This is a genomic window from Streptomyces sp. NPDC038200, assembly GCF_055600785.1.
Map to the genome: position 1 here is coordinate 90,422 of NZ_JBVJYH010000006.1, position 26,243 is coordinate 116,664.

Sequence of the window (26,243 nt, forward strand, 5' to 3'; positions counted from 1 at the left end):
CGCACTCGGCCGCCATGGCTGCGCCCGGAACGTCTTGACCGGTAGGCTTTCCGTGTGATCTTCAAGCGCATCGGAAACGGCCGGCCGTACCCCGACCACGGCCGGGAGAGCACCCGGCAGTGGGCGGACGTCGCGCCGCGCCCGGTCCGCCTCGATCAGCTCGTGACCACCAAGCAGCAGCTCGATCTGGAGACTCTGCTGGCGGAGGACTCGACGTTCTACGGCGACCTCTTCGCGCACGTCGTGAAGTGGCAGGGCGATCTGTACCTGGAGGACGGGCTGCACCGCGCGGTCCGCGCCGCCCTGCAGCAGCGCCAGGTGCTGCACGCGCGCGTGCTCGAACTCGACTGACCCGGCACGACACGGCCGTTGGCCCTTTCGGGTTCCGCTGAGCCGCATCGGCTGATCATCAGATAGGCATTGCCGCTCCAGCGCACTACGCTGCGCCCATGAGCATGCTGACTCCCCCCGGCATGGGCGGCCAGTACCGGATCACGGGGGGCAAATACCCTCGGATGCGCCCGCCCCGACGGCACGGCAGGCTCGTGGCCGCCGTGGTGGCGTCCGCCGCCGTGCTCGGCCTGATCGGCTGGGGGACTCTGCAGCTCATCGACGTCTTCACCGGCCACGGCGACAAGTTGACCGCGTCCGGCTCCCACTGCCGCACCAGGACCGCGGCGGCACCGGCGGCCGAGGTGCGCAAGACCCTGCCGGCGGCTCTGCCCGAGCCCGGCCGGATCACCGTGAACGTCTACAACGCCACCAAGCGCACCGGGCTCGCCAAGACCACCGCGGACGAGCTGAAGAAGCGCGGCTTCAAGATCGGATCCGTGGGCAACGCGAGCAAGCAGTTCGACAAGAAGGTCAAGGGCACGGGGATACTTCTCGGCTCCGCCGCCGCCCAGGGCACCTCGCTGCGCGTGCTCGGCACCCAGCTCGCCGGCGCGCCGTCGCGCGCCGACGGCCGCAAGGGGGCCGACGTCGACCTGGTCATCGGGGACGGATTCAAGGGGCTGGCCAAGCGGACGGCCGCCGATCAGGCACTCGCGAAGCTGAGTGCGCCCGAGCCGACGGCCGTCACGGAGAAGAAGAGCTGCTGAGGGAGCGCTACTCGGCCGCGCCGTAGAGCCGGTCGCCCGCGTCGCCCAGCCCGGGCACGATGTAGCCCAGCTCGTTGAGGTGGTCGTCGACCGCCGCGGTGACCACCGTCACCGGGGTGCCCGCCAGCTCGCGCTCCATGATCTCGACGCCCTCCGGGGCGGCGAGCAGCACCACGGCCGTCACATCGTCCGCGCCGCGCTTGATCAGCTCCTGGATCGCCGCGACCAGGGTGCCGCCCGTGGCCAGCATCGGGTCCAGGACGTACACCTGGCGGCCCGAGAGGTCCTCCGGCATGCGCGAGGCGTACGTGGACGCCTGGAGCGTCTCCTCGTTGCGGATCATGCCGAGGAAGCCCACCTCGGCGGTGGGCAGCAGCCGGACCATGCCGTCCAGCATGCCGAGGCCGGCGCGCAGGATCGGCACCACCAGCGGGCGGGGACGGGCGAGCTTCACACCCGTGGTCCGGGCGACCGGCGTGTCGATGTCGACGGCCTCGGTGCGCACGTCCCGCGTCGCCTCGTAGGCGAGCAGGGTGACCAGTTCGTCGGCGAGCCGCCGGAAGGTCGCGGAGTCGGTGCGCCGGTCGCGCAGCGTGGTGAGCTTGTGGGCGACCAGGGGGTGGTCGACGACATGGAGACGCATGCCCCTAACGGTACCTGCGCCGCGCGTCACCCTCGCGCTGGCATCAAACCGGCCGTCCGAGGGAAAGTGGGAGGGACGGACTGGGGTGGTGTGACGTGTCTGACCTGCCTGATCTTCCCGCAGACGCTCCCGGGCCGGCCCGCAGGGCGGTCGGCTCCCGGGCGGAGTCCGCGCGGAGCGCATCCGACAAACCCGAGACGGAGAGCGAGCGCCGGCGGCGGCGCGCCCAATTCCTGCGCGATCTCGCCGAGGCCCGGGAGCTGCGCGCCCGGGTCCAGCCCCGGCGCGCCAAGGCCGCCCGGCTGCGCCACGCGATGCGTATGCGGACGTTCCGCTGGTAGCTCCGCGGGACCGTGCCCGGAGCGGACGATCCACGCCCGCGCCGGTGTTGGGGAGGCGGACGTGCGTGAGCGCGGGGAAAAGCCGCGTACGATCCGCAGGTGGCGGCAATGAGCGCACTGCTGGGCCGATCGCGGATCCGCGGTCGAAACAGCCGGACACAGGGAGCCGAAGACGTCCCCTGAGCGCCTTGTTTCTGCCACGATTCCGAGTGGGTGGGGCTCGGAGCCCTGGCTCTCTCCGCCCACGTACCTCCGCCGGGGGGACCCCCAACCGGCACGCCTATGACCAGTGGGAGAGTCACGGTGTACTTCGCCGCACTGCTCGCGCGCACCGAAGACGGGTGGGAAGCGAGCGACACAGAGCTCGACGATGTGGAGACCCTGTCGGATCTGGCCGACCTGGCCCGGGAAGCCTCTCCCGACGAGGACACGGTGCTCGTCCTGATCGAGCAGGAGGACGCGTGGTTCGGCGTCGTCCGCGTGGACGGCGAGGACGACCCTCGCATCTACGTCTCGGACGCCGCCGCCGCCCAGCGCAGCGCGTACGGGGAGCTGCTGCTCACCGACGAGCTGCTCGGCCGGGAGCCCGGCTCGGACGACGGCCCGGACCTGGACGCCCTGGACCTCGACGGCACGGAGGACGGTGAGTCCGAGGACGACGAGGACGAGACCGCGGCCGACGCGGTCCCGCACAGCCCGGTGGGCGACAGCGAGATCCTGGACGACCTGGGCATCGGCGAGAAGGAGCTGCGCGCCCTGGACGCCGACGACGCGCTGAGCGCGATCGCCGAGGCCCTGGGCGCCTCGGAGGTGCTGGAGACCGTCCGCTGACCCCGCCACACGACCCGCAGGACGCACCGGACCCGGTTCGGGACCGCTGGCGGCCCGCGATGCGACTCGCCCTGGACGAGGCCGAGCGGGCCGTCCGGGGCGGAGACGTCCCCGTCGGCGCCGTCGTGCTGTCCCCGGACGGTACGACGGTGCTGGGTGCCGGGCACAACGAGCGCGAGGCCACGGGTGATCCCACCGCCCACGCGGAGGTCCTCGCGATCCGCCGGGCGGCCGCCCGGCTCGGGGAGTGGCGGCTGACCGACTGCACGCTGGTCGTCACCCTGGAGCCGTGCACGATGTGCGCGGGCGCGCTCGTCCAGTCCCGGGTGGACCGGGTGGTCTACGGCGCCCGGGACGAGAAGGCGGGCGCGGCCGGCTCCCTGTGGGACGTGGTGCGCGACCGGCGGCTCAATCACCGGCCGGAGGTCGTCGAGGGCGTTCTCGCGGCGGAGTGCGCCCAGCTGCTCACGGAGTTCTTCCGGGACCGCTGACGGGGACGGCGCAGGTGCCCCCGGATATCGATTTCGAACCATGCCCCACTGTGCTGTAGGGTCTCCCTCGGTAGCGTGTCCGAGCGGCCGAAGGAGCTCGCCTCGAAAGCGAGTGTGGCGCAAGTCACCGAGGGTTCAAATCCCTCCGCTACCGCTTGCAGAAAGGCCCCGCCGACCGGCGGGGCCTTTCGCGTGTCCGAGACCGAGGCGGCGCAACCGTGCCGCGCCGACGGGCCGTTGGCCGGCGAAGAGGGGCCGAAGGTTACACTCGCGGCCGGCAGCAGGGGGCCCTCCGGGGCACTGGCACTGGGGAGGCCGAGGTGGCGGTGAACGCCAAGAAGATCGCCGTGTACGTGCTCGTGGTCTTCGCGCTGTACGTGATCATCACGGACCCGGCCAAGGCGGCCGACTACGTCCAGATAGGCTTCGAGGGCATATCGGACGCGGCCAAGGCCATAGGCGACTTCATGACCTGGGTCGCCCACGGAGGAAAGAGCTGAGGTACACCGCATGATCCGCCACCTGGTCCTGTTCAAGCTCAACGAGGGTGTCGAGCGCGACGATCCGCGGGTCGTGGCGGGCGCGGAGGCCTTCCGGGCGCTCGGCGGCCGGATCGAGGAGCTGCGCTTCTGGGAGTGCGGCTGGAACATCAGCGACCGTCCGATCGCCCACGACTTCGCGATCAATTCGGCCGTCGAGGACGCCGACGCCCTCAAACGCTACCTGGAGCATCCGGCCCATCAGGCGGGCGTCGCGCTGTGGCGCGAGTTCGCCACCTGGGTGATCGCCGACTACGAGTTCTGAGCCCCGCGCCCCCCGGAGCCCCCCGCCGTCCCGGCGGGGGGCTTTCCCGTGTGTCCCATGCTCCAACTTGGCGAAGTTTGCGCACAACACGGCGTTATGCGGTGCTTGCACACAGTGCACATGTCTTGTGATGCTATGACCGCTTTTGACGGATGATTGACGGACGAAGAGGTGGCGTTGACCGTGTCGGCCAGTACTGCGCCGCCCCAGGAGGAGGAGGCCACACCGCCCCCGCCGCCCCCCGAGAAGCGCCGCGGCGCGGACACCCGGGCCCTCACCCAGGTGCTCTTCACCGAGCTGAAGGAGCTGACCCCCGGCACGCCGGAGCACACCCGGGTACGGGGGGCACTGATCGAGGCGAACCTCCCGCTCGTGCGCTACGCCGCCGCCCGCTTCCGCTCCCGCAACGAGCCCATGGAGGACGTCGTCCAGGTCGGCACCATCGGCCTCATCAACGCCATCGACCGCTTCGACCCCGACCGGGGCGTGCAGTTCCCGACCTTCGCGATGCCCACCGTGGTCGGCGAGATCAAGCGGTACTTCCGGGACAACGTCCGCACGGTCCACGTCCCGCGCCGGCTGCACGAGCTGTGGGTGCAGGTCAACAGCGCGACCGAGGACCTGACCACCCTCTACGGCCGCTCGCCCTCCACCGCCGAGATCGCCGACCGGCTGCGGATCAGCGAGGACGAGGTGCTCAGCTGCATCGAGGCGGGGCGCTCGTACCACGCCACCTCGCTGGAGGCCGCCCAGGAGGGCGACGGACTGCCCGGCCTGCTGGACCGGATCGGCTACGAGGACCCGGCCCTGGACGGCGTGGAGCACCGCGACCTGGTCCGCCATCTCCTCGTCCAACTCCCCGAGCGAGAACAGCGAATCCTGCTGCTGCGCTACTACAGCAATCTCACCCAGTCACAGATCAGCGCGGAACTCGGCGTCTCCCAGATGCATGTCTCACGGCTGCTCGCGCGTAGCTTCCAGCGGCTGCGTTCCGCAAATCGGATCGAGGCATAGCAGGCGCCGGACCGAAGCACAGAGGGCGTTCGGTCGATGCATAGCAGGCGCACGGAAGCACGGCCCGAACAGCACTGCATCGCAAACCCGATCGAGCGGTAACCGGTGAGAGCGAATCGCTCACCAGGCCAGATGCCGACAGTTGGGTCCCGAATAAGCGTCAGACCCCTTTTTTCCAGGGGCGATTCGCATCTTCGGTGTCGACATGTCGGTACAGCGTGTTGCCGACATGTGACATTCTGCGGGAAGCGCGTTTGCCGTGGCTCCGGCTCCGGTATTCAGGTGAAGGCTGCGTTGCTCGAAAGGGAGCGCCGCCCCGACCGTCCCGCGACCCAAAGGGGGTGGCATGTCCGCAGACCAGGGCAGTTCCAAGGTGCTGACGCCCACGAAGAGCGAGGCAGCGCCCAAGGAGCTCGACGCTCTCGACGTCCTCGACGGCTTCGAGGGCGTCACGGCCCTCGAAGCCGTGCCGTCCCCGCCCGCCGACCCGGCCGCCGAAGCCGTCCCGGCCGCGCAGTCCACGGCGAACATCGACACCCGCACCCTGTCCCGGTCGCTGTTCCTGCGCCTGGCCGCGCTGGACGCGGACAGCCCCGAGCGGGCCTATGTCCGGGACACCCTGATCGAACTGAACCTCCCGCTGGTCCGGTACGCGGCGGCGCGCTTCCGCTCGCGCAACGAGCCGATGGAGGACATCGTCCAGGTCGGCACGATCGGCCTGATCAAGGCGATCGACCGGTTCGACTGCGAACGGGGCGTGGAGTTCCCGACCTTCGCGATGCCCACCGTGGTCGGCGAGATCAAGCGGTTCTTCCGGGACACCTCCTGGTCGGTGCGCGTCCCGCGCCGGCTGCAGGAGCTGCGCCTGGCCCTGACCAAGGCCAGCGACGAGCTGTCGCAGAAGCTGGACCGCTCCCCCACGGTGACCGAGCTGGCCGCCGTGCTCGGCGTCTCCGAGGAGGACGTGGTCGACGGCCTCGCGGTCGGCAACGCCTACACCGCCTCCTCGCTGGACTCCCCCGCCCCCGAGGACGACGGCGGCGAGGGCTCCCTGGCCGACCGGCTCGGCTACGAGGACACGGCCCTGGAGGGCGTGGAGTACCGCGAGTCCCTCAAGCCCCTGCTGGCCAAACTCCCGCCCCGGGAGCGGCGGATCATCATGCTGCGCTTCTTCGCCAACATGACCCAGTCGCAGATCGGCGAGGAGGTCGGCATCTCCCAGATGCACGTCTCCCGGCTGCTCACCCGGACCCTGGCCCAGCTGCGCGAGGGGCTCATCTCCGACTGAGCACCGCACGCAGCGGCATTCCCATCTGACGTGGCGTCAGTCACCATGACGGGATGCTGCGTACCGGGATGCTTCGTACGTCGACATGGACGCGTGGCCGCCGAGGCGCCGTTACGGCAGCGTCGGCGGCCGTCGTCTGCCTGGGCGGGGTCCTGGCCTCGTGCGGGGGCGGCGGCTCGGGCGGCTACACCGCGGTCGGCGCCGGCCGGGGCGGCCCGACGGCCGTCGCGCCGCCGGAGCCCGTGACGCTGGTGCCGCTGGACGGGGAGAAGGCGCACGGCACGGGCGGTAAGGGGCACGGCGCGGGGGAGAAGGGGCGCGGCGAAGGCGGCGCCGGACCCTCGCGGGGTGCCGGCTCCGCGGCGCGCCCGGACGGCCCGGCGGGCTCCGGCGGTCCGGGCCCCACCACGGCGGCACCGGCCGCCGGCGAGACGCCCACCGGTCCCGCGCGGGACCCCGCCCCCGGCACTCCGCGGCCCGGCGGCGGTCAGGACGGCGGCACGACACCGCCGGCCACCTCACCCGGCCCGGCTCCCGGCCGTACGACGCCCGCCACGCCCGCCGATCTGTCCTGGGGCGAGCCGGCGACCGAGGAGACGGACCGGCGCTGGTGCCAGAAGGTGACCGTCGCCTTCCGCAACTCGGGCGGTACGGCGGTACGTTCGGGCGAAGTGACGTTCGGGACGCACGTCATCGGCGCGCTGGGCGTCGACTGGGCGACGGTCGGGTCGACCGTGGAGCTGCCGGTGCCGCTCGCGCCGGGCGCGCACAGGAGTCCCACGTGGACGGTGTGCGTGGACGCCTGGCGGGTGCCGCTCGGCATGCACATCGAGACGCGGGACGTGTCCGTCGAGTGGGACTGATCCCTACTTCAGTGCCAGCCAGGCGACGCCGGCCACGACGGCGAGCACCACGACGACGCCGATGATCAGACCGACGCGGGGGCCGGAGGAGGCCGCCTGCTGCCGCGGGGCCGCGGGTGCCTCGTCGACGAACGCGCGGAACATCTGGGTGCTGCCTGCCGGGTCGTAATTGCCCTGGGGGCCCTGGGTGTTAGCCATGGCCCGAGACCTTAGCGAAGACGGGCCGGGGCACCCAAGTGGGGGGCCACCGGGACAGACGGGGGCACCTCACCCTCAGCGACCTGGATATTTACGTTAGCAATACTTGCCTTTGCCAAGTTTTTGCGCCGCCGGTCCCGAGCTTGTTTGCCTTCAGCAACCAAACAGTCTTATGGTTGCCCCAAGCAACGAATACGGGAGGTGTGATGGCCGAGCAGGCGCAGTTCGAAGAGCTGGCGCGTCAGCTCAGTGCCGTCGGAGCCGTGAACCGGGACATGGGACGGATCCTGCCGCCCGACTGCCCGGCCGGCTCGGCCGCCGTGCTGACCCTGCTCGGCCGCCACGGCGACATGCGCATGAGCAAGCTCGCGGAGCTGCTCGCCGTGGACATGTCGGTCACCAGCCGGCACGTCGCGCACGTCGCCGCACGCGGCTGGATCGAACGGCACCCGGACCCCGCGGACAAGCGCTCGCGCATCCTGCGCCTGACGCCGGAGGGCCGGGAGCAGCTCGACGAGCTGTCCCGGCGGACCACGTATCTGCTCGCCGAGCGGCTGGCGGACTGGACCGACGACGAGGTCGGCCAGCTGACCCGGCTGATGACGCGCCTGCGCGCGTCCTTCGGCGACTGCCGGTCCGCCCCCCTGCGGCTCCCCGCCCCCGTAGTCGAAGAGACCACCCGTACACCCGCAAGCACGTAAGCAAAGGAAGCCCATGGCAACGACCACACCAGCCGGTGTGCGGGCTCACGCCAAGCACGGGGGAGGCACAGGCCACGCCCCGATGACGCACCGGCAGATCATGGAGGCCCTCTCCGGGCTGCTGCTCGGCATGTTCGTGGCGATCCTGTCGTCCACGATCGTCTCCAACGCCCTGCCCGAGATCATCGGGGACCTGGGCGGCGGCCAGTCCGCCTACACCTGGGTGGTCACCGCCGCCCTGCTGTCGATGACCGCGGCCACTCCCCTGTGGGGCAAGCTCGCCGACCTGTACAGCAAGAAGGCTCTCGTCCAGATAGCCCTGATCATCTACGTGGTCGCCTCGATGGCGGCCGGTCTGTCGCAGAACCCCGGCATGCTGATCGTCTGCCGTGTGGTGCAGGGCATCGGCGTCGGCGGTCTGTCCGCCCTGGCGCAGATCGTCATGGCGGCGATGATCTCCCCGCGTGAGCGCGGCCGTTACTCCGGCTACCTCGGTGCCACCTTCGCCGTCGCCACCGTCGGCGGCCCGCTGCTCGGCGGTGTCATCACCGACACCTCCTGGCTGGGCTGGCGCTGGTGCTTCTACGTCGGTGTCCCCTTCGCGATCATCGCTCTGATCGTGCTGCAGAAGACCCTGCACCTGCCCGTGGTCAAGCGGGACGTCAAGGTCGACTGGAGCGGCGCGTTCTTCATCTCCGCCGCCGTCTCCCTGCTGCTGATCTGGGTCACCTTCGCCGGTGACAAGTACGACTGGGTGTCCTGGCAGACCTACGCCATGGTCGGCGGCTCGATCGTGCTCGGCGCGATCTTCGTGCTCGTCGAGTCCAGGGCGGGCGAGCCGATCATCCCGCTGCGTCTGTTCAAGAACCGCACGATCACGCTGGCCTCGCTCGCCTCGCTGTTCGTCGGTGTCGCGATGTTCTCCGGCACGGTGTTCTTCAGCCAGTACTTCCAGCTGGCCCGCGACAAGTCCCCGACCATGTCGGGCGTCATGACCATCCCGATGATCGGCGGTCTGTTCGTCTCCTCGACCCTCTCGGGTCAGTTCATCACCCGCACCGGCCGCTGGAAGGCGTGGCTGGTCAGCGGTGGCGTGCTGGTGACGGCGGGCCTGATGATGCTCGGCAGCCTCCGCTACGACACCGAGTACTGGAAGATGGCCATCTGGATGGCCCTGCTGGGTCTCGGCATCGGCATGATGATGCAGAACCTGGTGCTCGCCACGCAGAACCAGGTGGCGCCCTCCGACCTCGGCTCGGCCAGCTCCACGGTCACCTTCTTCCGCTCCCTCGGCGGTGCGGTCGGCGTCTCGGCGCTCGGCGCCGTGATGTCCCACAAGATCACCGACTACGTCAAGGACGGCGTCTCCGCCCTCAGCCCGAAGTACCAGGCAGCCCTGGCCGGGGGCTCCGGTTCCACCGACAGCATCCCCGACATGGACAAGCTCCCGGCGCCCATCCGGACGCTGCTGGAGAGCGCCTACGGCCACGGCATCGCCGACGTCTTCTTCATCGCCGGCTGCCTCGCCGCCGTCGCCTTCCTGATCACGCTGTTCATCAAGGAGGTCCCGCTGAAGACCAAGGGCGCGCTCGCGCAGGGCGCCGAGAGCGAGGCCCCGGTGACCGACCCGGCCGCCGCTCCCGTGGTCGCCGAGGCCCAGGCCCCGGCCGCCGAGCAGATTCCGGCCGCCGTCGCCGCCGCCCCGGTGGCCGAGACCGCCCCGGGCACGGCCACCGCCACCGCCACCCTGCCGATGACCGCCGTCGCCACCGTGGCGGAGGCCGGCGCCCCCGGCGGCACCCCGGTGCACGGCTTCGTCCGCGGCGCCGAGAGCGCCCCGGTCCCGCAGGCCGCGGTCACGCTGATCTCGCTGTCCGGCCGGCAGCTGGGCCGCTCGGTCGCCCAGGCCGACGGTTCCTACGCGATCGGTGCCCCCGGCGCCGGCTCGTACGTCCTGATCGCCTCCGCCGACGGCTACCAGCCGCAGGCCTCCACCGTCCTGGTGGGCGAGGACGCGCTGGCGTACGACATCCTGCTCAGCGGCACCAGCGGGCTGACCGGTGTGGTCCGGGCCGCCGGGAGCGCGCTGCCGGTCAAGGACGCGATGGTGATCGTCACCGATGTGCGCGGCGATCTGCTGGCCACCGCCGCCACCGGGGAGCAGGGCGACTTCGCCCTCGCCGACCTGGTGCCGGGCACGGTGACCGTCGCGGTCAACGCGAGCGGGTTCCGGCCGCGCGCCCTGCCGGTCGAGGTCGGCGCCACCGGCGTCACCCGTGTCGAGGTCGACCTGGACGCCGGCGCCCGTCTCCAGGGTGTCGTCCGGGCCCCGCACGGTCCGCTGGCCGACGCCCGGGTGACCCTGGTCGACCAGGCGGGCAACGTGGTCGGCACCGCCACCACCGGTACGGACGGGGCGTACGCCTTCACCGACCTGGACGGCGGCGAGTACACCGTCATCGCGACCGGCTACCCGCCGGTGGCCACCGCGCTGACCGTGGCCGGCCCCGGAGTCGACGGCCACGACATCGAACTCGCCCACCCCGGCGAGTAGCTCACACCCCGGCCCGTGGCGGCGCGCGCCTTGAGCGGAGGGCGCGCCCGCCACGGGCCGGTCTCGTACGACCAATTTTTGAGCCTTTTTCAGGGAGAAACGGGATGGGACTGACCGCGAAGATCCGTACGCGGGACGGGTGGGCCGTGTCGCACGCGGTCGTCACGGTGACCGACATGACCGGTACGCAGGTGCTGCGGGCCGAGGCGGACGCCGAGGGAGCCGTACGGGACACCACCGAGCTGGCCCCGGGGGCGTACACCGTGATCGTGACGGCCGTCGGGTACGCGCCGGCCGCGTCCAGCGCGATCGTCACCGCGAGCGGCCGGGCCGAGGTCGGCACGGTGACACTGGCCCGGCAGGGCGGCACCGAGTTGCCGCCGCCCGGACCCTGGACCATCGACCCCGCGCACTCCTCCGTCGCCGCGGTCGCCCAGCACCTGGGGATCTCCAGCGTGCACGGCCGGTTCACCGAGTTCGGCGGCACGATCGAGATCGCGCCCGACGACGTCGCCAAGTCCCGGGTGGAGGCGGTGATCCGGGCGTCCTCCGTCGACACCGGCAACGGCATGCGCGACACGCACCTGCGCTCCGCGGACTTCCTCGACGTCGAGCGGCACCCGGAGATCACGTACCGCTCCACGGGGGTGACCGCCGTGGGTTCCGACCGCTGGACCGTGCACGGCGAGCTGTCCCTGCACGGGGTCGTACGACCGGTGGACCTGGACCTCGCCTACCTCGGCACCGGCGCGGACCCGTGGGGCGGCACCCGGGCCGCGTTCCGGGCCACGGCCGAACTCCACCGCGAGGACTTCGCGATGCACTACAACCAGGTCCTCCAGGCTGGCATCGCCGCCATCGGCACCACGCTGAAGGTGGAGCTGGACATCCAGGCGGTGCAGGGAGAGTCCCTGCCCCAGGCGTAGGCACAGCGGGGTCGGGCAGGGTCGGACACCGGGGCAGGCGTTGCCCCTAGGCTGCTTCCATGGCACCGAACATCGCTACCAACACCCGTGTATCGCTGGACGAGCTGCTGGACTTCGTACGACCCCGCCACCGCGCCCTGCTGATCACCCGCCGGGCGGACGGCTCGCCGCAGGCGTCACCGCTGACCTGCGGCGTGGACGACACGGGCCGGATCGTGGTCTCCACCTACCCCGAGCGCGCCAAGACCCGCAACGCCCGGCGCGACCCCCGGGTCGGCCTGGTCGTCCTCAGCGACGACTGGAACGGCCCCTGGGTCCAGATCGACGGCACGGCCGAGGTCATCGACGCCCCCGACTCCGTGGAACCGCTGGTCGAGTACTACCGCAACATCGCCGGCGAACACCCCGACTGGGACGAGTACCGGGCGGCGATGGTGAAGCAGGGCAAGTCCATCATCCGCGTGACCCCCGAGCGGTGGGGCCCGGTGGCCACCGGAGGCTTCCCGGCACGACTGGCCGCCGACGACCGGTAGTCGGCAGGGGGCGGCGGTCATCGCCCGCGGTCAGCCGCGGGCGACCATCGCTTCGAGGCCGGCGATCAGCAGGTCCAGGGCGAAGGTGAAGTCGCGGTCCAGCATCTCGGCCACCGTGTCGCCGCCTCGGGCCGCCATGAGGTCCTTGGACTCCTTCATGACCTCCGCGGTCCCCGGGATCTCGTCCACCGCGCTCATGGCCTGCTCGAAGTACTCGTCCGCGCTGAGCCCGGTGTCGGCGATCCGGGCGAGGAAGTGGCCCTCGATCGTGCCGTAGCCGTACACGAACTGGAAGACGGCCGAGATCGCCCCGGTCACCCCGTGCGTGGGCAGCCCCGCCCGGCGGACGACCCGCTGGACCACACGGGAGAAGGCCAGCGAGTTCGGGCCGATGTTGAGGTAGCGCCCGGCCAGCGGCGACAGCCAGGGATGACGGACCAGCAGCGCCCGGTACGCGGTGGCCAGCTCCCGTAGCTGCTCCCGCCAGTCCTCGTCGGTGTTCTCCGGGTCGGGCAGCCGCAGCTCGGCATAGGTCCGGTCGAGGGCGAGTTCCAGCAGGTCGTCCTTGGTGTCGACGTACCAGTACAGGGACATCGCGGTGACGTTCAGCTCGGCGGCCAGCCGACGCATGGAGAACCCCGCCAGCCCCTCGGCGTCCAGCAGCCCCACGGACGCCTCGGTGATCCGCTCCCGGTCCAGTCCGGAGGGCTGCCCGCTGCGCCCACCGCGCCGGGGCCTGCCCTCCCGCCACACGCTGTCCCGCGCCGACCGACCCGCTGCCTTCGTCACCGGCGCACCTCTCTCGATTCCGGCCACTGTCCCAACTTACGGGGCGGGACGACCGCCCACGGTCCGGGCCGTCAGGCGGACGCCCGCTCCGCCCGCCGGAGCAACCCCGCCGCCACGAACCCGCCGAGCAGCACGGCAACGGCCCCCACCAGCTGACCGGTCCCCAGCGCGGCGGACAACGAATCCCCCGACGCCACGGAAGAGCTGAGGACGGCACCGAGAACGGCCACACCGAGACCGTTCCCGAACTCGGCCAGCGTTCCGTTGATCCCGGCGCCCACCCCCGCCTTCTCCGGAGGGATCGCGCTCATGATGGCGTGGGCCATCGCCGGGTTGGCGACAGCGCACCCCACGCCGATCAGCAGCAGCCCGAGCAGCGTCCCCGTATAGCCGCCGTCGTCCACCTCCGCGATGCACACCAGGCCCCCGGCCATGCACACCATCCCCAGGGCGACCGACACCGGCGTGCCCAGCCGCGCCGACCACTTCGCCGACAGCCCGCTGAAGTTGAGCACCACCACCGTCAGCGCCAGCGGGGCGGTCCGCAGACCGGCTTCCAGCGGCTCGTACCCGAGCACGAACTGAAGGTGCTGCGTCAGCAGGAACAGCGCACCGCCCATGCCGAACACGATCAGTACGGCTCCGGCGACCGCACCCGTGAACCGCCGGTCCCGGAAGAAGTGGACGTCGAGCATCGGCTCGTCGACCCTGCTCTCCCACCAGGCGAAGGCGCCCAGCACCAGCACGGCGACGGCCGCCGTGGCGAGCACGCGCCCCGACGTCCAGCCGTGGCCGGGGCCGGAGATGATCGCGTAGACCAGCGCGGCCATGCCGACGGTGGACAGCAGCGCACCCGGCAGGTCCGGGCGTTCGCCGCGCGGATTCCTGGACTCGGGTACCAGGATCACGGCGGCGACCAGGCCGAGTGCCGCGACCGGCAGATTGATCAGGAAGATCGCGCCCCACCAGAAGTGGTCGAGCATGAACCCGCCGATCAGCGGGCCGCAGGCGAAGCCCAGCGCGTTGACCGCGCTCCAGATGCCGATCGCCTTCGGCTGCTCCTCGGGGGAGAAGATCTGCATCGCCACGGCCAGCGTGGTGGTCATCAGCAGCGCGCCGCCGATGCCCATTCCGGCCCGCGCGGCGATCAGCTGGCCGGTGCTGCCGGCGAGTCCGGCGACGAGCGAACCGATGCCGAACAGGGCGAGGCCGGTGATCAGCATCTTCTTGCGGCCGTAGCGGTCGGCGGCGCTGCCCGCGGTGAGCAGCAGGCCCGACTGCACCAGGGAGTAGGCGTTGATCATCCACTGGATGTCGGAGGTCGTCGCGTGCAGTTCGCGGGTGAGCGAGGGGATGGCGACGTTCAGGACGGTGTTGTCGAGCAGCACGGTGAGCTGCGCGAGACATATGACGGCGAGGATCACCCAGCGCTGTGGATGGCCTTGGGGAGCGGACATGCCATACACCGTATAGCCGTCGCTATACGGTGTACAACAAGGTTGTCCGTCAGGCGCTCGTCCTCTGCGTGAGGTCGTAGAACGTGGCCGAACCGGCCGTCACCTTCTCGAAGTTGCTCTGTACCCACGAGGTGATCTGCGAGGCCGTACCGCTGTCGCCCCCTGCGCCGAAGCCGCCCCCGGCGATGAAGTAGTGGATCTTCCCGTCCGTGACGTACTTCTTGAACCGGGCCAGTGTCGGGGACGGGTCGGTGCCGTTGAAGCCGCCGATCGCCATCACCGGCTCACCCGTGGCGAGCTGGTAACTGGCCGCGTTCTGGGAGCCGATGGAGGCGGCGACCCACGTGTACCGCGCGGCGTCCGTCTCCAGCAGCTTCCTGGCCTCGGCCGACACGCTCGCGCCGTTCAGCAGACCGCCCGCGCCACCGGCGCCGCCCGTGCCGCCCTCGCCGGTCCGGCCGCCACCGGGGAAGCCGTTGCCGTTCTGCCCGCCCGGCACGCCCGGTCGCGTACCGGTGGTGCCGTTGCCGTTCTGCTGGTTCCGGCCCGGCATGCCACCACCGAAGCCACCGCCACCGGGAAAGCCGTTGCCCTGCTGGTTCTGCTGCCCCTGCTGGTTCTGCTGCCCCGGCCGGCCGGGCATGCCGTCGCCGAAGCCGCCTCGCACGCCGCCACCGCCGCCGAAGCCGCCCCGGCCGCCCCTCGTGCTCGCGCCCGCCGGACCGGCCGTGACGATCGAGCCGGTGTGGCCCTCCTGGAGCGTGCTGAGGGTGTACGCCGTCGGACCGGCCAGCGCCGCCATCACCCCCACCGCCGCCGCCCCGAGGGCCAGCCGCCGGGCGATCCGGCCCGCGAAGACCAGACCGAACGCCGCCGCCAGCCCGCCGACCAGGACCAGCCACCTCAGCCAGGGCAGATAGTCGGGGGTCCGGTCGAGCAGGACGTACCCCCAGGCCGCCGCCGCGACCACGGACGCGGCGAGCGTGACCGACGCCCACGTCTCCCGCCGCCTCTCCCACAGCAGCCCGGCGCCCATGCCGGTCACGGCGGCCAGGTAGGGGGCGAGCGCCACGGTGTAGTACTGGTGGAAGATGCCCGCCATGTAGCTGAAGACCACCGTGGTCATCAGCAGCGAGCCGCCCCAGACCAGGAACATGGCGCGGGTGACGGACGTCCTGCGGGCCCTGCGGGTGGCCACCAGACCGGCGGCCAGCAGGATCAGGGCGGCGGGCAGCAGCCAGGAGATCTGGCCGCCGGTCTGGGAGTCGAACATCCGGTCCCAGCCGGTCTCGCCCCACATGCCGGTGCCGGCCGCCCCGCCACCGCCGCCCACGCTGCCGGTCTCGTCGCCGTTGAGACGGCCGAGGCCGTTGTAGCCGAAGGTCAGCTCCAGGAAGCTGTTGTGCTGCGAGCCGCCGATGTACGGGCGGGAGGCGGCCGGCCACAGCTCGACGATCGCGACCCACCAGCCGCCCGAGACGACCAGCGCGAGCGTCGCCGCGGCCAGCTGCCCGCACCGCCTCTTCAGCGGCACCGGCGCGCACACCGCGTACACGGCCGCGAGCGCCGGCAGGATCAGGAACGCCTGGAGCGTCTTGGTGAGGAACGCGAAGCCGATGGCGACCCCGGCCCACACCAGCCACCTGGTACGGCCGTCCTCCACGGCCCGGACGACGAGGTGGCAGGCCACCGCCATCAGCAGGGCCAGCAGCGCGTCCGGGTTGTCGAACCGGAACATCAGCGCCGCGACCGGGGTGAGCGCGAGCACCGCCCCCGCGATGAGACCCGCCACGGGGCCGAACCGGCGGCGCACGGCCGCGTGGACGACGGCGACGGCCGCCACGCCCATCAGCACCTCGGGCGCGAGGATCGCCCACGAGTTCAGCCCGAAGACGCGGACGGACAGCTCCATCGGCCAGAGCGAGGCCGGCGGCTTGTCGACGGTGATGGCGTTGCCCGCGTCCAGCGAACCGAAGAAGAACGCCTTCCAGGACGTGCTGCCCGCCTGGACGGCCGCCGAGTAGAAGGAGTTGGCCCAGCCGGAGGCGCTGAGGTTGCAGAGGTAGAGCAGGAGGGTGGCGGCCAGCAGGCCGAGGAGGGCCGGGCGCGCCCAGCGGGGGTCCTCGGGCCGGCCGCGCCACACCCTGCGCACGAAGGGCTGCTTCGGCTCGTCCGCTCCGGGCGCCCGCGGCGGTGCGGCGGGCGGCGGTCCCCAGACGGCCGTACCGCTGTGCGGGGTGGCCCGCGGGTCGTACTGCGCGGTCATCGGACGTCCCCCGGCTCGGTGTCGTGAGGGCGCACCGGCTGCAAGCGCAGGGGCGCGTCCCTCCAGCTGCCGTCCGCGGCTTGTCCCGCGCGGACCTGGGTGGGCGGGTACGGCTGCTCGTACGAGCGCTGGTCCGGGAAGACCCAGGCGCGGAAGAGCAGGAACCGCAGCACGGTCGCCGCGAGGTTGGCCGCGATGAGCACCGCCAGCTCGGTGGAGTGCGCCGGGCTGTCCGTGGCCGCGTTCAGGGCCGCGAGGGAGCCGCTGGTCAGCGCGAGGCCGATGCCGAAGACGACCAGGCCCTGCGCCTGGTGCCGCACCGCGCCGCCCCGGCCGCGCACCCCGAAGGTGAGCCGCCGGTTGGCGGCCGTGTTGGCCGTCGCGGAGACCAGCAGCGCGAGCGCGTTGGCGCTCTGCGAACCGGTGAACTGCCGGAAGAGGCTGTACAGCAGCAGGTAGAACAGGGTGGACAGGACACCCACCACGCAGAAGCCGACCAGCTGGCGGGCCAGGCCCCCGGGCACGTCGGTCAGCTCGCGGTCGCGCGGGTCGTCACCGAAGGGCCGGGTCAGCCGGTCCAGCGGCAGCGAACCGGTGGCGAGGGCCTTGCCGACCCGCCACACGCCCCTGAGGTCGTCGGTGGCCGTCCTCACGATGTGCACGGTGGAGTCCGGGTCGTCGACCCAGTCGACCGGCACCTCGTGGATCCGGAGCCCCGCCCGCTCGGCGAGCACCAGCATCTCGGTGTCGAAGAACCAGCCGGTGTCCTCCACCAGCGGCAGCAGCACCTGCGCCACATCCCGCCGGATCGCCTTGAAGCCGCACTGGGCGTCCGAGAAGCGGGCCTGGAGCGAACCGCGCAGGATCAGGTTGTAGGCCCGGCTGATGAACTCCCGCTTGGGGCCGCGCACGACCCGCGAACTGCGGGCGAGCCGGGAGCCGATCGCCAGGTCGGAGTGGCCGGAGATCAGCGGCGCCACCAGCGGCAGCAGGGCGTTGAGGTCGGTGGACAGATCGACGTCCATGTAGGCGAGGACCGGGGCGTCCGACGCCGACCACGCGGTCCGCAGCGCCCGCCCCCGCCCCTTCTGCTCCAGGCGGAAGTCGGTGACCTCGGGGAGTTCCGCCGCCAGCCGCGCCGCCACCAGCCCGGTGGTGTCCGTGGAGGCGTTGTCCGCGATCGTGATGCGGAACGCGTAGGGGAAGGTGCGCGTGAGGTGCTCGTGCAGTCTGCGGACGCACGGCTGGAGGTCCTTCTCCTCGTTGTAGACGGGGATCACTACGTCCAGGACAGGCGCACCGGCGTCTCCGGCCGGGAGGTGCTCCCGCGCCGGCAGGGTGCCGGGAGAAGAGTCGGTTCGCATGGCACCGACTCTCGTCAGGCGCCCTGTTGCGCCCATGTGGTGGCACTGTGCTGCGCCTGTGAGTGCGATGGCCGGTTCGTTTCGGGCGCCGGCGGGGCGGCGACCGGGGCGAGGGCGGGCAGATACACGGTGAACACGGTGCGGCCGGGCACGCTGTCCACGGTCACGGCACCTCCGTGCGCGGCGGCCACGGCCTGCACGATGGCGAGGCCGAGCCCGGTGGACCCGGTGGCGCGAGACCGTGCGGAGTCCCCGCGGGCGAACCGCTCGAAGACGTGCGGCAGCAGATCCGGTGGAATCCCCTGCCCGTTGTCCTCCACGTCGACGCACATCCAGGGCCCGCGCCGCTGCACCCGCGCGGTGACGGTCGTACCGGGCGGCGTGTGGTTGCGGGCGTTGCCCAGCAGATTGACCAGCACCTGCTGGAGCCGGGCCGCGTCCGCGGACACCGGTGCCGGCTCGTCGGGCAGGTCGAGCCGCCAGTTGTGGTCCATGCCGGCCGCACGGGCGTCGCTGATGGTGTCCACGACGAGCGGAAGGAGATCGGTGTGCTCGAACTGGAGCCGGCGCCCGGCGTCGAGCCGGGCGAGCAGCAGCAGATCCTCGACGAGCAGGGTCATCCGCCCGGCCTCGGACTCGATCCGCCCGAGCGCGTGCCGGGTGTCGGGCCCGACCTGTTCCCGGCCGCGCCGGGTCAGTTCGGCGTACCCGCGGATGGAGGCGAGCGGCGTCCGCAGCTCGTGACTGGCGTCGGCGACGAACTGCCGTACCCGTGTCTCGCTCCGCTGCCGGGCGTGCAGGGCGCCGTGGACGTGGTCGAGCATGCGGTTGAGCGCGGCACCGACCTGGCCGACCTCGGTGTGCGGATCGCACTCCGCCTCCGGCACCCGCTCGCTGAGGTTCACCTCGCCGGTGTGCAAGGGGAGTTCGGAGACCCGGGTGGCGGTGGCGGCGACCTTGCGCAGGGGGCGGGTGGCGAGGCCGACGAGGACGTATCCGGCGATGACCGCGGCGCCCAGCCCGGCGGCGGTGACGCTGACCTCGACCAGGATGAGGGTGTTGATGTTGCTGTCGGTCTCCTTGGTGGGGACGCCGACGTAGTAGCCGCTCTTGTACTGGACGCGGTACGTGCCGAGCCCCGGCAGCTCCGCGGTGTGCGCGCGGCCGTCCCGGGCGACCTCGCCGAGGGCGTGCTTCTGGGCGCCGGTGAGTTTCTCGGCGCTCATGTCGAACGTGGACGTGGACTTCTTGCCGACCCGGCCGTCGGTGACGGTGCCGTCGACGACGACGGCCGCGAACGAGCCGCTGGGCTGGGGGCCGTGCTTGACGAACTCGCCGAGATCGCTCGGCTTGCGGCTCGGAATCTCCAGCCGCGGCACGCCGCCGCTCCGGGCCGGGCCGGGCGGCGCGAAGTCGCCCGACAGACGCGCCGCGGCCTCGCGCAGCTGTCCGTCCAGCTGTTCGTACAGATGAGACCGCAGCGCCAGCGTCGTCACCGTTCCGATGACCGCGCACACCACGGCGATCAGCACCACGGACGCGACGACGAGCCGCGTCCGCAGGGTGCGCGGCTGTCCAGCTCGTCGCTTCCGCGGACGCGGCCGTCGTCGTCCGCTCATGACACGGCGGGCTTGATCAGGTATCCGGCCCCCCGCCTGGTGTGGATCATGGGATCGCGGCCCGCGTCGATCTTCCGCCGCAGATACGAGATGTACAGCTCGACCACATTGGCCTGGCCGCCGAAGTCGTACGACCACACGCGGTCCAGGATCTGCGCCTTGCTGAGCACCCGCCGGGGGTTGCGCATGAGGAAGCGCAGCAGCTCGAACTCGGTGGCGGTCAGGTGGATGGACTGCCCGGCCCGCGAGACCTCGTGGCTGTCCTCGTCCAGGGTCAGGTCCCCCACGACGAGCACGGAGTCGGACCGCCGGTCGGCGGCCCCGGACCGGCGGATGAGCCCCCGCAGCCGCGCCACGACCTCTTCCAGGCTGAACGGCTTGGTGACGTAGTCGTCCCCACCGGCGGTGAGCCCGGCGATACGGTCCTCCACCGCGTCCTTGGCGGTGAGGAAGAGAACCGGCACGTCCGGCAGCTCGCGCCGCAGCCGCCCCAGCACGGTCAGCCCGTCCATGTCGGGCAGCATCATGTCGAGCACGACGGCGTCGGGCCGGAACTCACGGGCCGTCTGGAGGGCGCCCTGCCCGTCCCCCGCGCTCCTGATCTGCCAGCCCTCGTAACGAAGAGCCATGCTCAGCAGTTCGGTGATCGACAGTTCGTCGTCCACCACAAGCACGCGGACGGGGCTCCCGTCCGGCCTCAGCAGTTCGGTGCGCCCCTGGGGCGAGGTCGTGGTCATGGTGGACACCCTGTCGGGGCCCTCTGAGAACACGCTTTCACGAATCTGTGATTTCCCTGAGAAACACACAGGCGCCGCTCAGGAAACTCCTGGGTTCAGAACAACCCGTCCGGGGCCCTCCTGAACTCCCTTACCGGAAAGGCGCATCCGGCCGTCGCCGACTCCGGCGGCACCAGCTCCCAGCCGGTCATCAGCCGGGTGTCGAGCACGACGGCGCCGCGACCGCCGGCCGCCAGATGCAGATCGGGCCCGGCCGCCGCGACCAGTTCCCCGCACACGCTTCCCCCGGGCACCAGCTCCATCACCTCACCGAACGCCGCCGGGGCCCCGCCGATACCGAAAGCCCTTGCGTGATCGACGACCCGGCAGGGCTCGGGCCGCAGCGACTCCGGCCACCCGGACAGCGCGGCGGCCCGCGCGTGCAGCTCGCGCAGCTCGGCGGCCCGCTCCGGCTCGGTCGCCGGCAGCGCCGACCGCACCGCCCGTTTCTCGGCGTACGGAATCCGGTCCGGCACCCGCAGCGCGGCCCGCAGCAGTTCCTCGGTGCGCCGCGCGGCCATCAGCGGACCGGTGCCGAGCCAGCTGAAACAGACGGCGCCCTGTTCGAGCAGCCGGGCCGGGCCGCGTTCGAGCGCGGTGATGCCGACCTTCACCATCGCCGGCCCGAACCAGGCCAGATAGACGCGGTACGGCCGGGGATCGTCCGCGATCGTGTCGGCGGCCACGGAGTGCGCCCGGTCCAGCCGGGCGCACTCCTCGCACCGGGCCCCCGTGGTCCGCCCCGGCACGGCCGCCCGCACCGGACAGGCATGCCCCCGCGCCCCCACGCAGGTCCGCACACCCCGCTCCGGCACGGCGAAGGCGACCCGCTTCCCCCGGGGCAGCGCACTGCGCCGCCCGCCGTCCCACTCCAGCGCCGGACCGTCCGCCGTCCAGCGCAACCCCGCGCACTTCCACACCTGTGCCATCACTCGTGAGGGTACGAGGTGGGTCCGACAGCGGCCCGGGGCGGCGGGGAGGAGCCCGGCGGACCGCGGCCCGGCGCCGCGCTCCGGGCCTCCCCGGCCGTCACCTCGGCCCCGGAGGCCAGGGCCCGTGCTCATACGCGCCGGAGGCCGAGGCGGGTGTTCAACTACCGTCCGGGGACAGCCCGTTCACGCGACTGCTCGCGACTGGACTCGACTTCACTCGACTTCACTCGACGGGGGACAGCGGGGTCGGTTCGGCGGCGATCGGCCCGGACGCCGACATCGTCGCCGACGCCGTCGCCGTCGCCGTCGCCGACGTCACCGTCCGTCCCCGCCCCGCCAGCCGGCAGCTGACGCACCCGGGATGCCCCTGCCGGGCCTGGGCATCACGGATCCGCATGCCCCATTGGCCGCGCGGCCGCACTCCGGGCGGCTTGCCCCAGCCGGCCAGGTGCAGGGCCCAGGTCACCAGGACGCTCACCGCCACGACCGCCAGTCCGCCCACGACCAGCGGGAGCGAGGCCGCGCACACTCCCCATCCCACCACCGCGCTGCCCACGGCCGCGATACCGAAGCCGGTCCAGCCGGCGATCGTGTGACCCTCGTCGTACAGACTCATGGAGCCGCCTCCAGGGGACGTACCAAGTTCCCTTAGTAGCTAAGAAGTTTACAGGCCGAATATCTCACGAGCTAAGGGATTCCGAAAGATGCACGGCACGCCGCGTCCGCCCGCCACCCCGGCCCAGGCACTGTCGGCGATGGATCACCTCATCGCCGCCCACCTGATCGGACAGCAGGAGCTGGCCCGGCGGCTGGGCCTGACCGTCACCGACCTGACCTGTTTCGCCTTCGTCCTGGAGGCCGGCGACGACCTGCTGACCGCCGGCGACCTCGCGGCCCGCGCCCACGTCACCACGGGCGCGGTCACCGGCATCCTCAACCGCCTCGAACGCGCCGGCTACGTCACCCGCCGCCCCGACCCCGCGGATCGCCGCCGGGTCCGGGTGGCCGCCGTACCGGCCGCCGTCAGCCGCGTGGAGGCGGTGTACGCGGGCCACTACAAGCGCCTGACGGCCCTCTTCGCCGACTACTCCGCGGAGGAGCTGGCGATCATCACCGACTGGTTCACCCGCGCCACGGCCCTGGCCCACGAATACCTGGAGAAGCTGAACCGGAACGATCCGGACGAGGAGTGCTGAACAGGGAGCGCGCCGAAGGCCCCGGACCGCTCCGGGGCCTTCCCTCCGCGCCCGCTCGGCGGCTCAGCCCTGGCAGGCGTCGGGGCCGCCCTCGGCGAAGACCTCCTTGGCGCAGTAGGTGACGGTCGGGTAGTAGTCGCCCATCGCCTTCGCCGGGTCGTCCCCCTTCCCGACGCTCTGGACCGCCTCGGAGAAGTCCCGCGCCGGCAGCATGTTGCGCAGGACGAGCACGCCGGTGACATCGGTGGGGCCCCAGTCGATCCAGGTCACCCCGTTCTTCGCGGTCGCGTCGGCGGGACGGTCCTGGGCGGTGGACACCACGTAGGTGTAGCGGCCGTCCTTGTCCCGGGCCGTCTGGAAGTCGGCCGCGCAGGAACTGACCGGGTACGGGAGCCGCACCTGGTTCTGGCACAGCGACCAGTACCTGACCTGGGCCTTGGTGAGCACGGACTGGCCGTTGGCGGTGTCGGGGAAGGTGGGCGCCTTGCCGCGGACGACGGCGATGCGGCCGGGCTCGTACGCCAGCTCCGTGCACAGGTACTTGTTGTAGGGGTTGGGGAACAGCCCGCTGGTCCGGTTGGGCAGCGCGAAGCCCGGCGCGCTCGCCGTGGACGTGCCGCAGCCGGCGAACCCCCCGGTCGGGGCGTACTTCTTCACCACGTCCTTCAGCGCGGTGGCGACCGGACCCGAGGGGCCCTGGACCGCGTCGGCCCGGGGACAGGTCGCGACGGGCTCCGGGCTGCCGCCCTGCCGCTGCCTCGTCAGCGTGGGCAGCGGGACACCGGCCGCCGGGTCGGACTCCTTGTCCGGTGCGTAGATCCGCAGCACCAGCCAGCCCGCGCCCGAAGCGGCGTTCTTCGCGGTGGCGGCCAGCGTGTTGCCGCCGGAACCGGCCGCGACGCCCGGCTCCAGCGTGACCCGGTAGCGGTGCCGCGCCGGGTCCGTCCCCGCGTCCGGGACGGCGAACGGGTTCTTGCTGCCGGGACGCGGGGCGATCTGGTGGTCGGCGAGGGAGTCGACGGGCGAGCCGGTGAGGTCGTAGGAGGTCAGCGAGGTGAACCGGGCGGCCGGGTACGTTCCCTCCACCACCAGGCGGTCTCCTCGGTCCAGCCGGTACGGCATCATCCAGTACGTCGCGTTGGACTCGGGGAAGGCGAGGTTCAGCCTGCCGGGCCTGACGACGGCCGGCCACGCGCAGGAGGCATCGGGAACCGCCGCACTCGTCCCGGCCCGGAGCGGGGCGCCTGTGGCGGCCGACGGCGCGATCAGCACGGTGACGGCACCCAGCCAGGCCAGAGCGGATGCTTTCAGGGTTCGCCACGGGGCACGCAGCATGAAGCCCCTCCGTCCATGGGTAGCGGAAGCGGCGGAGAGTGGGCGTCCCTGCGGTGAACACACGCTTCAGGAGCGGGGCACGGGTCCCGGCCGGGACCCGTCCGCCCGACGTTCCGGGACGCGACCACCGCCCTCAGTGTGACCCCGCCCAGGGGACCCGGCAACGCGTCCCCCTCCCCGCGGACCGGTTCCGGCTCCGCGAACGCCAAAGGCCCCGGATCTCTCCGGGGCCGCTGATCCGTGCGCACTCGGCGGGATCCGAACCCGCGACCTTCTGATCCGCGGGACCGGGCAGGCAGTTGGGCGGGGCTCCGTCTCCCTCCCGACTGATCGCCGATGATCGCGCTCAACGGTCCCCGTGTGCCGTCGTGGCCGTCCAGTGGCTGCCCTCGCAGCCGGCGGCTGACGGCATGTCACGGCACAACCGGTCCTCGTGGGACTGCGCCGCAGCCCCACCGAAGACGATGACGCAGATCAGAGCGGCCATGATGGCCTGGGCGACCACCGTCATGGCGGCCCCGGCCCGCGCGGCGATCACAGCCGCCGCGATGGCGAGGACTCCGACCCCGCCGGCGGCGGCCAGGTAGTTCCACAACGAGTCGGTCGTGACGGTCTTGCCCGGGTCGAGGTTGAACCCGGACAGGAACCAGAGCCCGAAGATCACCGCCAAGGCGGTCAGCTCCAGGAACACCAGACCGCACCCGGCTCCGATGTCCGCGCCCCGGTCGGCACGGCGGTGCTGTCCCGGACCGGTGGTCGCGTCGAAGGCCGGCGGGGCGACGGGTAGGTTCATACTCGCCACCTTGCTGGTGCGGGCGAGGCGGGCGCATGAGTAGGAGTACTCAGCCCGGCCCGGGCGAGTCCCATGGTCCACCCGACACCCCTGAGCGGCCCGCGCCCGCCCCTCTGAGGCCGGTTGCCGTCACCCACTGCCGTCAAGGCAAAGCCAGAGGTCATGGGGTCACGGCGCGGACCAGGAGCGTTCTGATATACCCAGGCTGCGGTGCGTCGAGGATCTGCGCATTGGCCGTGGCGAAGCCGGCCCGGGTCAGCAGGCGCTCCCACACGGCCGGACGGTAGCTGTAGCGGTAGGTGAACATCGCCTTGCCGGCGAAGCCTCCCTTGTACATGCCCTGCGGCCCGTAGGCGCCGGGGATGGCAGGAGGCTGCGAGAAGACGAAGACGCCCCCCGGCTTCAGCCGCTGACGGACAAGAGGGAAGAGACGACTCGGGTCGGTGAACCAGGCGGCTCCGAAGATCGAGTAGACCGCGGCGTACGCCTCCGTGTGCTCGCTCAGGTACTCCAGAACCTCTGAGCACACGAACTCGGCGCCGGTGCCGGCCCACTTCGCGGTGGTCTTCTTGACCATGACGGGAGACAGGTCCACGCCCCGAGTCGCGATGCCGCGCAGGCGGACGCGGCGAAGGTGTCCCACAGCTCAGTCTCGGCGGCGATGTCGTGTTGTGCGGGCAAGGCGATTCCTCTTCGAAAAGGCTGGCCCCTGTCCTCCGGGGGACCGAGGACAGGGGCCAGGGTAGGACCATTCAGTGGCTGTCGGGGACCTTGTTGTCGCACGGCGAGCAGTCCGTGCCATCGATCGCCCACAGCTCCTCGTCGACTCCGAAGCCGATGGACTTCAGGAAGTCCGCCGTGCGCAGGCACAGAGGATCTCGTTCGCCTCAGCTCGCTCACGATCAGTTCGGCGGGCCGCGCTCGGCAAGATGTCCGCCGCCATGGGCGGGACCGAGACCGGCTGAGCCAGGCCCCGTTGCTGTACTTCGCCGCTGTACGCCCCTGAAACGCAAGAGGCCCCGGATCTCTCCGGGGCCTCTCACCTGTGTGCACTCGGCAGGATTCGAACCTGCAACCTTCTGATCCGTAGTCAGATGCTCTATCCGTTAAGCTACGAGTGCTTGTTCTTTTGTTTTGTCCCCGTTCCCGGCCCTTTCGGCCCGCTCCCGGCGACAGGAAGAACATTACATGACTGCCGCCGTCATGTGAAATCCGATCCGCTCACCCCTTGTGACCTGCGAAAACGCCGGATGTGGGGGCGGGGGCAGGGGCGCCGGGGGGGAAACGACGAAGCCCCGGTCCAGGGGACCGGGGCTTCGGTTTGGGGCGGAGGCGGAGGGATTTGAACCCTCGATGGGCTTTAAGGCCCAAACCGCATTAGCAGTGCGGCGCCATAGACCGGACTAGGCGACGCCTCCAGCACAACCGC

Annotated in this window: 27 protein-coding genes, 3 tRNA genes and 1 pseudogene; 16 read left to right on the top strand and 15 right to left on the bottom strand. The window is 71.6% G+C overall.

The window, feature by feature from the left end:
• The first annotated feature begins 54 nt into the window (after positions 1-54).
• Both ACZ7KF_RS14800 and ACZ7KF_RS14805 read left to right on the top strand, forming a co-directional pair.
• A complete protein-coding gene (locus tag ACZ7KF_RS14800) occupies positions 55-351 on the top strand; it encodes a type II toxin-antitoxin system VapB family antitoxin (protein ID WP_004943146.1) in 297 nt (98 codons plus the stop codon).
• 98 nt (positions 352-449) lie between these two features.
• On the top strand, positions 450-1,100 hold the full coding sequence (locus ACZ7KF_RS14805; protein ID WP_471073600.1) for a LytR C-terminal domain-containing protein: 651 nt from the start codon (positions 450-452) through the stop codon (positions 1,098-1,100).
• Positions 1,101-1,107: 7 nt separating this feature from the next.
• Here ACZ7KF_RS14805 and upp read toward each other — a convergent pair whose 3' ends face one another.
• A complete protein-coding gene (gene upp / locus ACZ7KF_RS14810; RefSeq protein ID WP_471073602.1) occupies positions 1,108-1,743 on the bottom strand; it encodes a uracil phosphoribosyltransferase in 636 nt (211 codons plus the stop codon).
• Positions 1,744-1,838: 95 nt separating this feature from the next.
• Between upp and ACZ7KF_RS14815 the strand changes: the two genes are divergently transcribed.
• The 9 genes from ACZ7KF_RS14815 (at position 1,839) to ACZ7KF_RS14855 (ending at position 7,375) form a co-directional block, all read left to right on the top strand.
• Positions 1,839-2,084 (top strand): hypothetical protein, encoded by a 246-nt coding sequence (locus ACZ7KF_RS14815; protein ID WP_471073604.1) that lies wholly within the window; start codon positions 1,839-1,841, stop codon positions 2,082-2,084.
• A gap of 303 nt (positions 2,085-2,387) precedes the next feature.
• On the top strand, positions 2,388-2,915 hold the full coding sequence (locus ACZ7KF_RS14820) for a tRNA adenosine deaminase-associated protein (RefSeq protein ID WP_471074462.1): 528 nt from the start codon (positions 2,388-2,390) through the stop codon (positions 2,913-2,915).
• Between the two features lie 59 nt (positions 2,916-2,974).
• Positions 2,975-3,406, top strand: coding sequence for a tRNA adenosine(34) deaminase TadA (gene tadA, locus ACZ7KF_RS14825; protein WP_471073606.1), 432 nt, complete (start codon positions 2,975-2,977; stop codon positions 3,404-3,406).
• Positions 3,407-3,475: 69 nt separating this feature from the next.
• A tRNA-Ser gene (locus ACZ7KF_RS14830) sits at positions 3,476-3,560 on the top strand.
• A 166-nt stretch (positions 3,561-3,726) separates the two neighbouring features.
• On the top strand, positions 3,727-3,906 hold the full coding sequence (locus ACZ7KF_RS14835) for a hypothetical protein (protein ID WP_103817756.1): 180 nt from the start codon (positions 3,727-3,729) through the stop codon (positions 3,904-3,906).
• Between the two features lie 10 nt (positions 3,907-3,916).
• On the top strand, positions 3,917-4,210 hold the full coding sequence (locus tag ACZ7KF_RS14840) for a Dabb family protein (protein WP_471073608.1): 294 nt from the start codon (positions 3,917-3,919) through the stop codon (positions 4,208-4,210).
• Between the two features lie 177 nt (positions 4,211-4,387).
• Positions 4,388-5,224, top strand: coding sequence for an RNA polymerase sigma factor SigF (locus tag ACZ7KF_RS14845; protein WP_471074465.1), 837 nt, complete (start codon positions 4,388-4,390; stop codon positions 5,222-5,224).
• A 346-nt stretch (positions 5,225-5,570) separates the two neighbouring features.
• The gene (locus tag ACZ7KF_RS14850) at positions 5,571-6,512 is read left to right on the top strand and encodes an RNA polymerase sigma factor SigF (protein WP_471073609.1); all 942 of its coding nucleotides are present in this window, start codon (positions 5,571-5,573) and stop codon (positions 6,510-6,512) included.
• A gap of 53 nt (positions 6,513-6,565) precedes the next feature.
• Positions 6,566-7,375 carry a hypothetical protein gene (locus tag ACZ7KF_RS14855; RefSeq protein WP_471073611.1) on the top strand — a complete coding sequence of 270 codons (810 nt, stop codon included), beginning with the start codon at positions 6,566-6,568 and terminating at the stop codon, positions 7,373-7,375.
• 3 nt (positions 7,376-7,378) lie between these two features.
• On the opposite strand, the gene ACZ7KF_RS14860 is transcribed toward ACZ7KF_RS14855, so the two are convergent.
• Complete coding sequence (locus ACZ7KF_RS14860) at positions 7,379-7,573, bottom strand: hypothetical protein (RefSeq protein WP_471073612.1); 195 nt, start codon at positions 7,571-7,573, stop codon at positions 7,379-7,381.
• A gap of 206 nt (positions 7,574-7,779) precedes the next feature.
• On the opposite strand from ACZ7KF_RS14860, the gene ACZ7KF_RS14865 reads away from it, so the two are divergent.
• From ACZ7KF_RS14865 to ACZ7KF_RS14880, 4 genes are all read left to right on the top strand, one after another.
• A complete protein-coding gene (locus ACZ7KF_RS14865; protein WP_471073614.1) occupies positions 7,780-8,274 on the top strand; it encodes a MarR family winged helix-turn-helix transcriptional regulator in 495 nt (164 codons plus the stop codon).
• Positions 8,275-8,356: 82 nt separating this feature from the next.
• The gene (locus ACZ7KF_RS14870) at positions 8,357-10,828 is read left to right on the top strand and encodes an MFS transporter (RefSeq protein WP_471074468.1); all 2,472 of its coding nucleotides are present in this window, start codon (positions 8,357-8,359) and stop codon (positions 10,826-10,828) included.
• A gap of 104 nt (positions 10,829-10,932) precedes the next feature.
• Positions 10,933-11,754 carry a YceI family protein gene (locus tag ACZ7KF_RS14875; protein WP_471073616.1) on the top strand — a complete coding sequence of 274 codons (822 nt, stop codon included), beginning with the start codon at positions 10,933-10,935 and terminating at the stop codon, positions 11,752-11,754.
• A 59-nt stretch (positions 11,755-11,813) separates the two neighbouring features.
• Positions 11,814-12,287 (top strand): PPOX class F420-dependent oxidoreductase, encoded by a 474-nt coding sequence (locus tag ACZ7KF_RS14880; RefSeq protein WP_471073618.1) that lies wholly within the window; start codon positions 11,814-11,816, stop codon positions 12,285-12,287.
• A gap of 30 nt (positions 12,288-12,317) precedes the next feature.
• On the opposite strand, the gene ACZ7KF_RS14885 is transcribed toward ACZ7KF_RS14880, so the two are convergent.
• The 8 genes from ACZ7KF_RS14885 to ACZ7KF_RS14920 form a co-directional block, all read right to left on the bottom strand.
• The gene (locus ACZ7KF_RS14885; protein ID WP_471073620.1) at positions 12,318-13,076 is read right to left on the bottom strand and encodes a TetR/AcrR family transcriptional regulator; all 759 of its coding nucleotides are present in this window, start codon (positions 13,074-13,076) and stop codon (positions 12,318-12,320) included.
• Positions 13,077-13,147: 71 nt separating this feature from the next.
• Complete coding sequence (locus tag ACZ7KF_RS14890; protein ID WP_471073622.1) at positions 13,148-14,533, bottom strand: MFS transporter; 1,386 nt, start codon at positions 14,531-14,533, stop codon at positions 13,148-13,150.
• Positions 14,534-14,582: 49 nt separating this feature from the next.
• Complete coding sequence (locus ACZ7KF_RS14895) at positions 14,583-16,799, bottom strand: glycosyltransferase family 39 protein (RefSeq protein ID WP_471073624.1); 2,217 nt, start codon at positions 16,797-16,799, stop codon at positions 14,583-14,585.
• Positions 16,796-18,163, bottom strand: a complete 1,368-nt coding sequence (locus tag ACZ7KF_RS14900; protein WP_471073626.1) for a bifunctional glycosyltransferase family 2/GtrA family protein — start codon at positions 18,161-18,163, stop codon at positions 16,796-16,798. Before ACZ7KF_RS14900 ends, ACZ7KF_RS14895 begins: the two co-directional genes overlap by 4 nt.
• A 14-nt stretch (positions 18,164-18,177) precedes the next feature.
• Positions 18,178-19,782 (bottom strand): sensor histidine kinase, encoded by a 1,605-nt coding sequence (locus ACZ7KF_RS14905; protein WP_471073627.1) that lies wholly within the window; start codon positions 19,780-19,782, stop codon positions 18,178-18,180.
• Entirely contained in the window at positions 19,779-20,519 is a 741-nt protein-coding gene (locus ACZ7KF_RS14910; protein WP_471073629.1) for a response regulator transcription factor, read from the bottom strand. Before ACZ7KF_RS14910 ends, ACZ7KF_RS14905 begins: the two co-directional genes overlap by 4 nt.
• A 95-nt stretch (positions 20,520-20,614) precedes the next feature.
• Complete coding sequence (locus ACZ7KF_RS14915; RefSeq protein ID WP_471073632.1) at positions 20,615-21,487, bottom strand: DUF2797 domain-containing protein; 873 nt, start codon at positions 21,485-21,487, stop codon at positions 20,615-20,617.
• Positions 21,488-21,713: 226 nt separating this feature from the next.
• Positions 21,714-22,106: an HGxxPAAW family protein gene (locus ACZ7KF_RS14920; protein WP_471073634.1), complete on the bottom strand. Its 393-nt coding sequence runs from the start codon at positions 22,104-22,106 to the stop codon at positions 21,714-21,716.
• A gap of 88 nt (positions 22,107-22,194) precedes the next feature.
• Here ACZ7KF_RS14920 and ACZ7KF_RS14925 point away from each other — a divergent pair, with 88 nt between their 5' ends.
• Positions 22,195-22,686 carry a MarR family transcriptional regulator gene (locus tag ACZ7KF_RS14925; RefSeq protein ID WP_471073636.1) on the top strand — a complete coding sequence of 164 codons (492 nt, stop codon included), beginning with the start codon at positions 22,195-22,197 and terminating at the stop codon, positions 22,684-22,686.
• 63 nt (positions 22,687-22,749) lie between these two features.
• On the opposite strand, the gene ACZ7KF_RS14930 is transcribed toward ACZ7KF_RS14925, so the two are convergent.
• The 5 genes and pseudogenes from ACZ7KF_RS14930 to ACZ7KF_RS14950 all read right to left on the bottom strand — a co-directional run bounded on the left by ACZ7KF_RS14930 (position 22,750) and on the right by ACZ7KF_RS14950 (position 26,232).
• A complete protein-coding gene (locus ACZ7KF_RS14930) occupies positions 22,750-24,021 on the bottom strand; it encodes a hypothetical protein (RefSeq protein ID WP_471073639.1) in 1,272 nt (423 codons plus the stop codon).
• A 346-nt stretch (positions 24,022-24,367) separates the two neighbouring features.
• Positions 24,368-24,814: a DUF6234 family protein gene (locus ACZ7KF_RS14935; RefSeq protein WP_471073642.1), complete on the bottom strand. Its 447-nt coding sequence runs from the start codon at positions 24,812-24,814 to the stop codon at positions 24,368-24,370.
• A gap of 160 nt (positions 24,815-24,974) precedes the next feature.
• A pseudogene (locus tag ACZ7KF_RS14940) lies at positions 24,975-25,495 on the bottom strand (methyltransferase domain-containing protein).
• Between the two features lie 367 nt (positions 25,496-25,862).
• Positions 25,863-25,935 (bottom strand) — tRNA-Arg (locus ACZ7KF_RS14945).
• A gap of 206 nt (positions 25,936-26,141) precedes the next feature.
• A tRNA-Ser gene (locus ACZ7KF_RS14950) sits at positions 26,142-26,232 on the bottom strand.
• Positions 26,233-26,243: the final 11 nt, after the last annotated feature.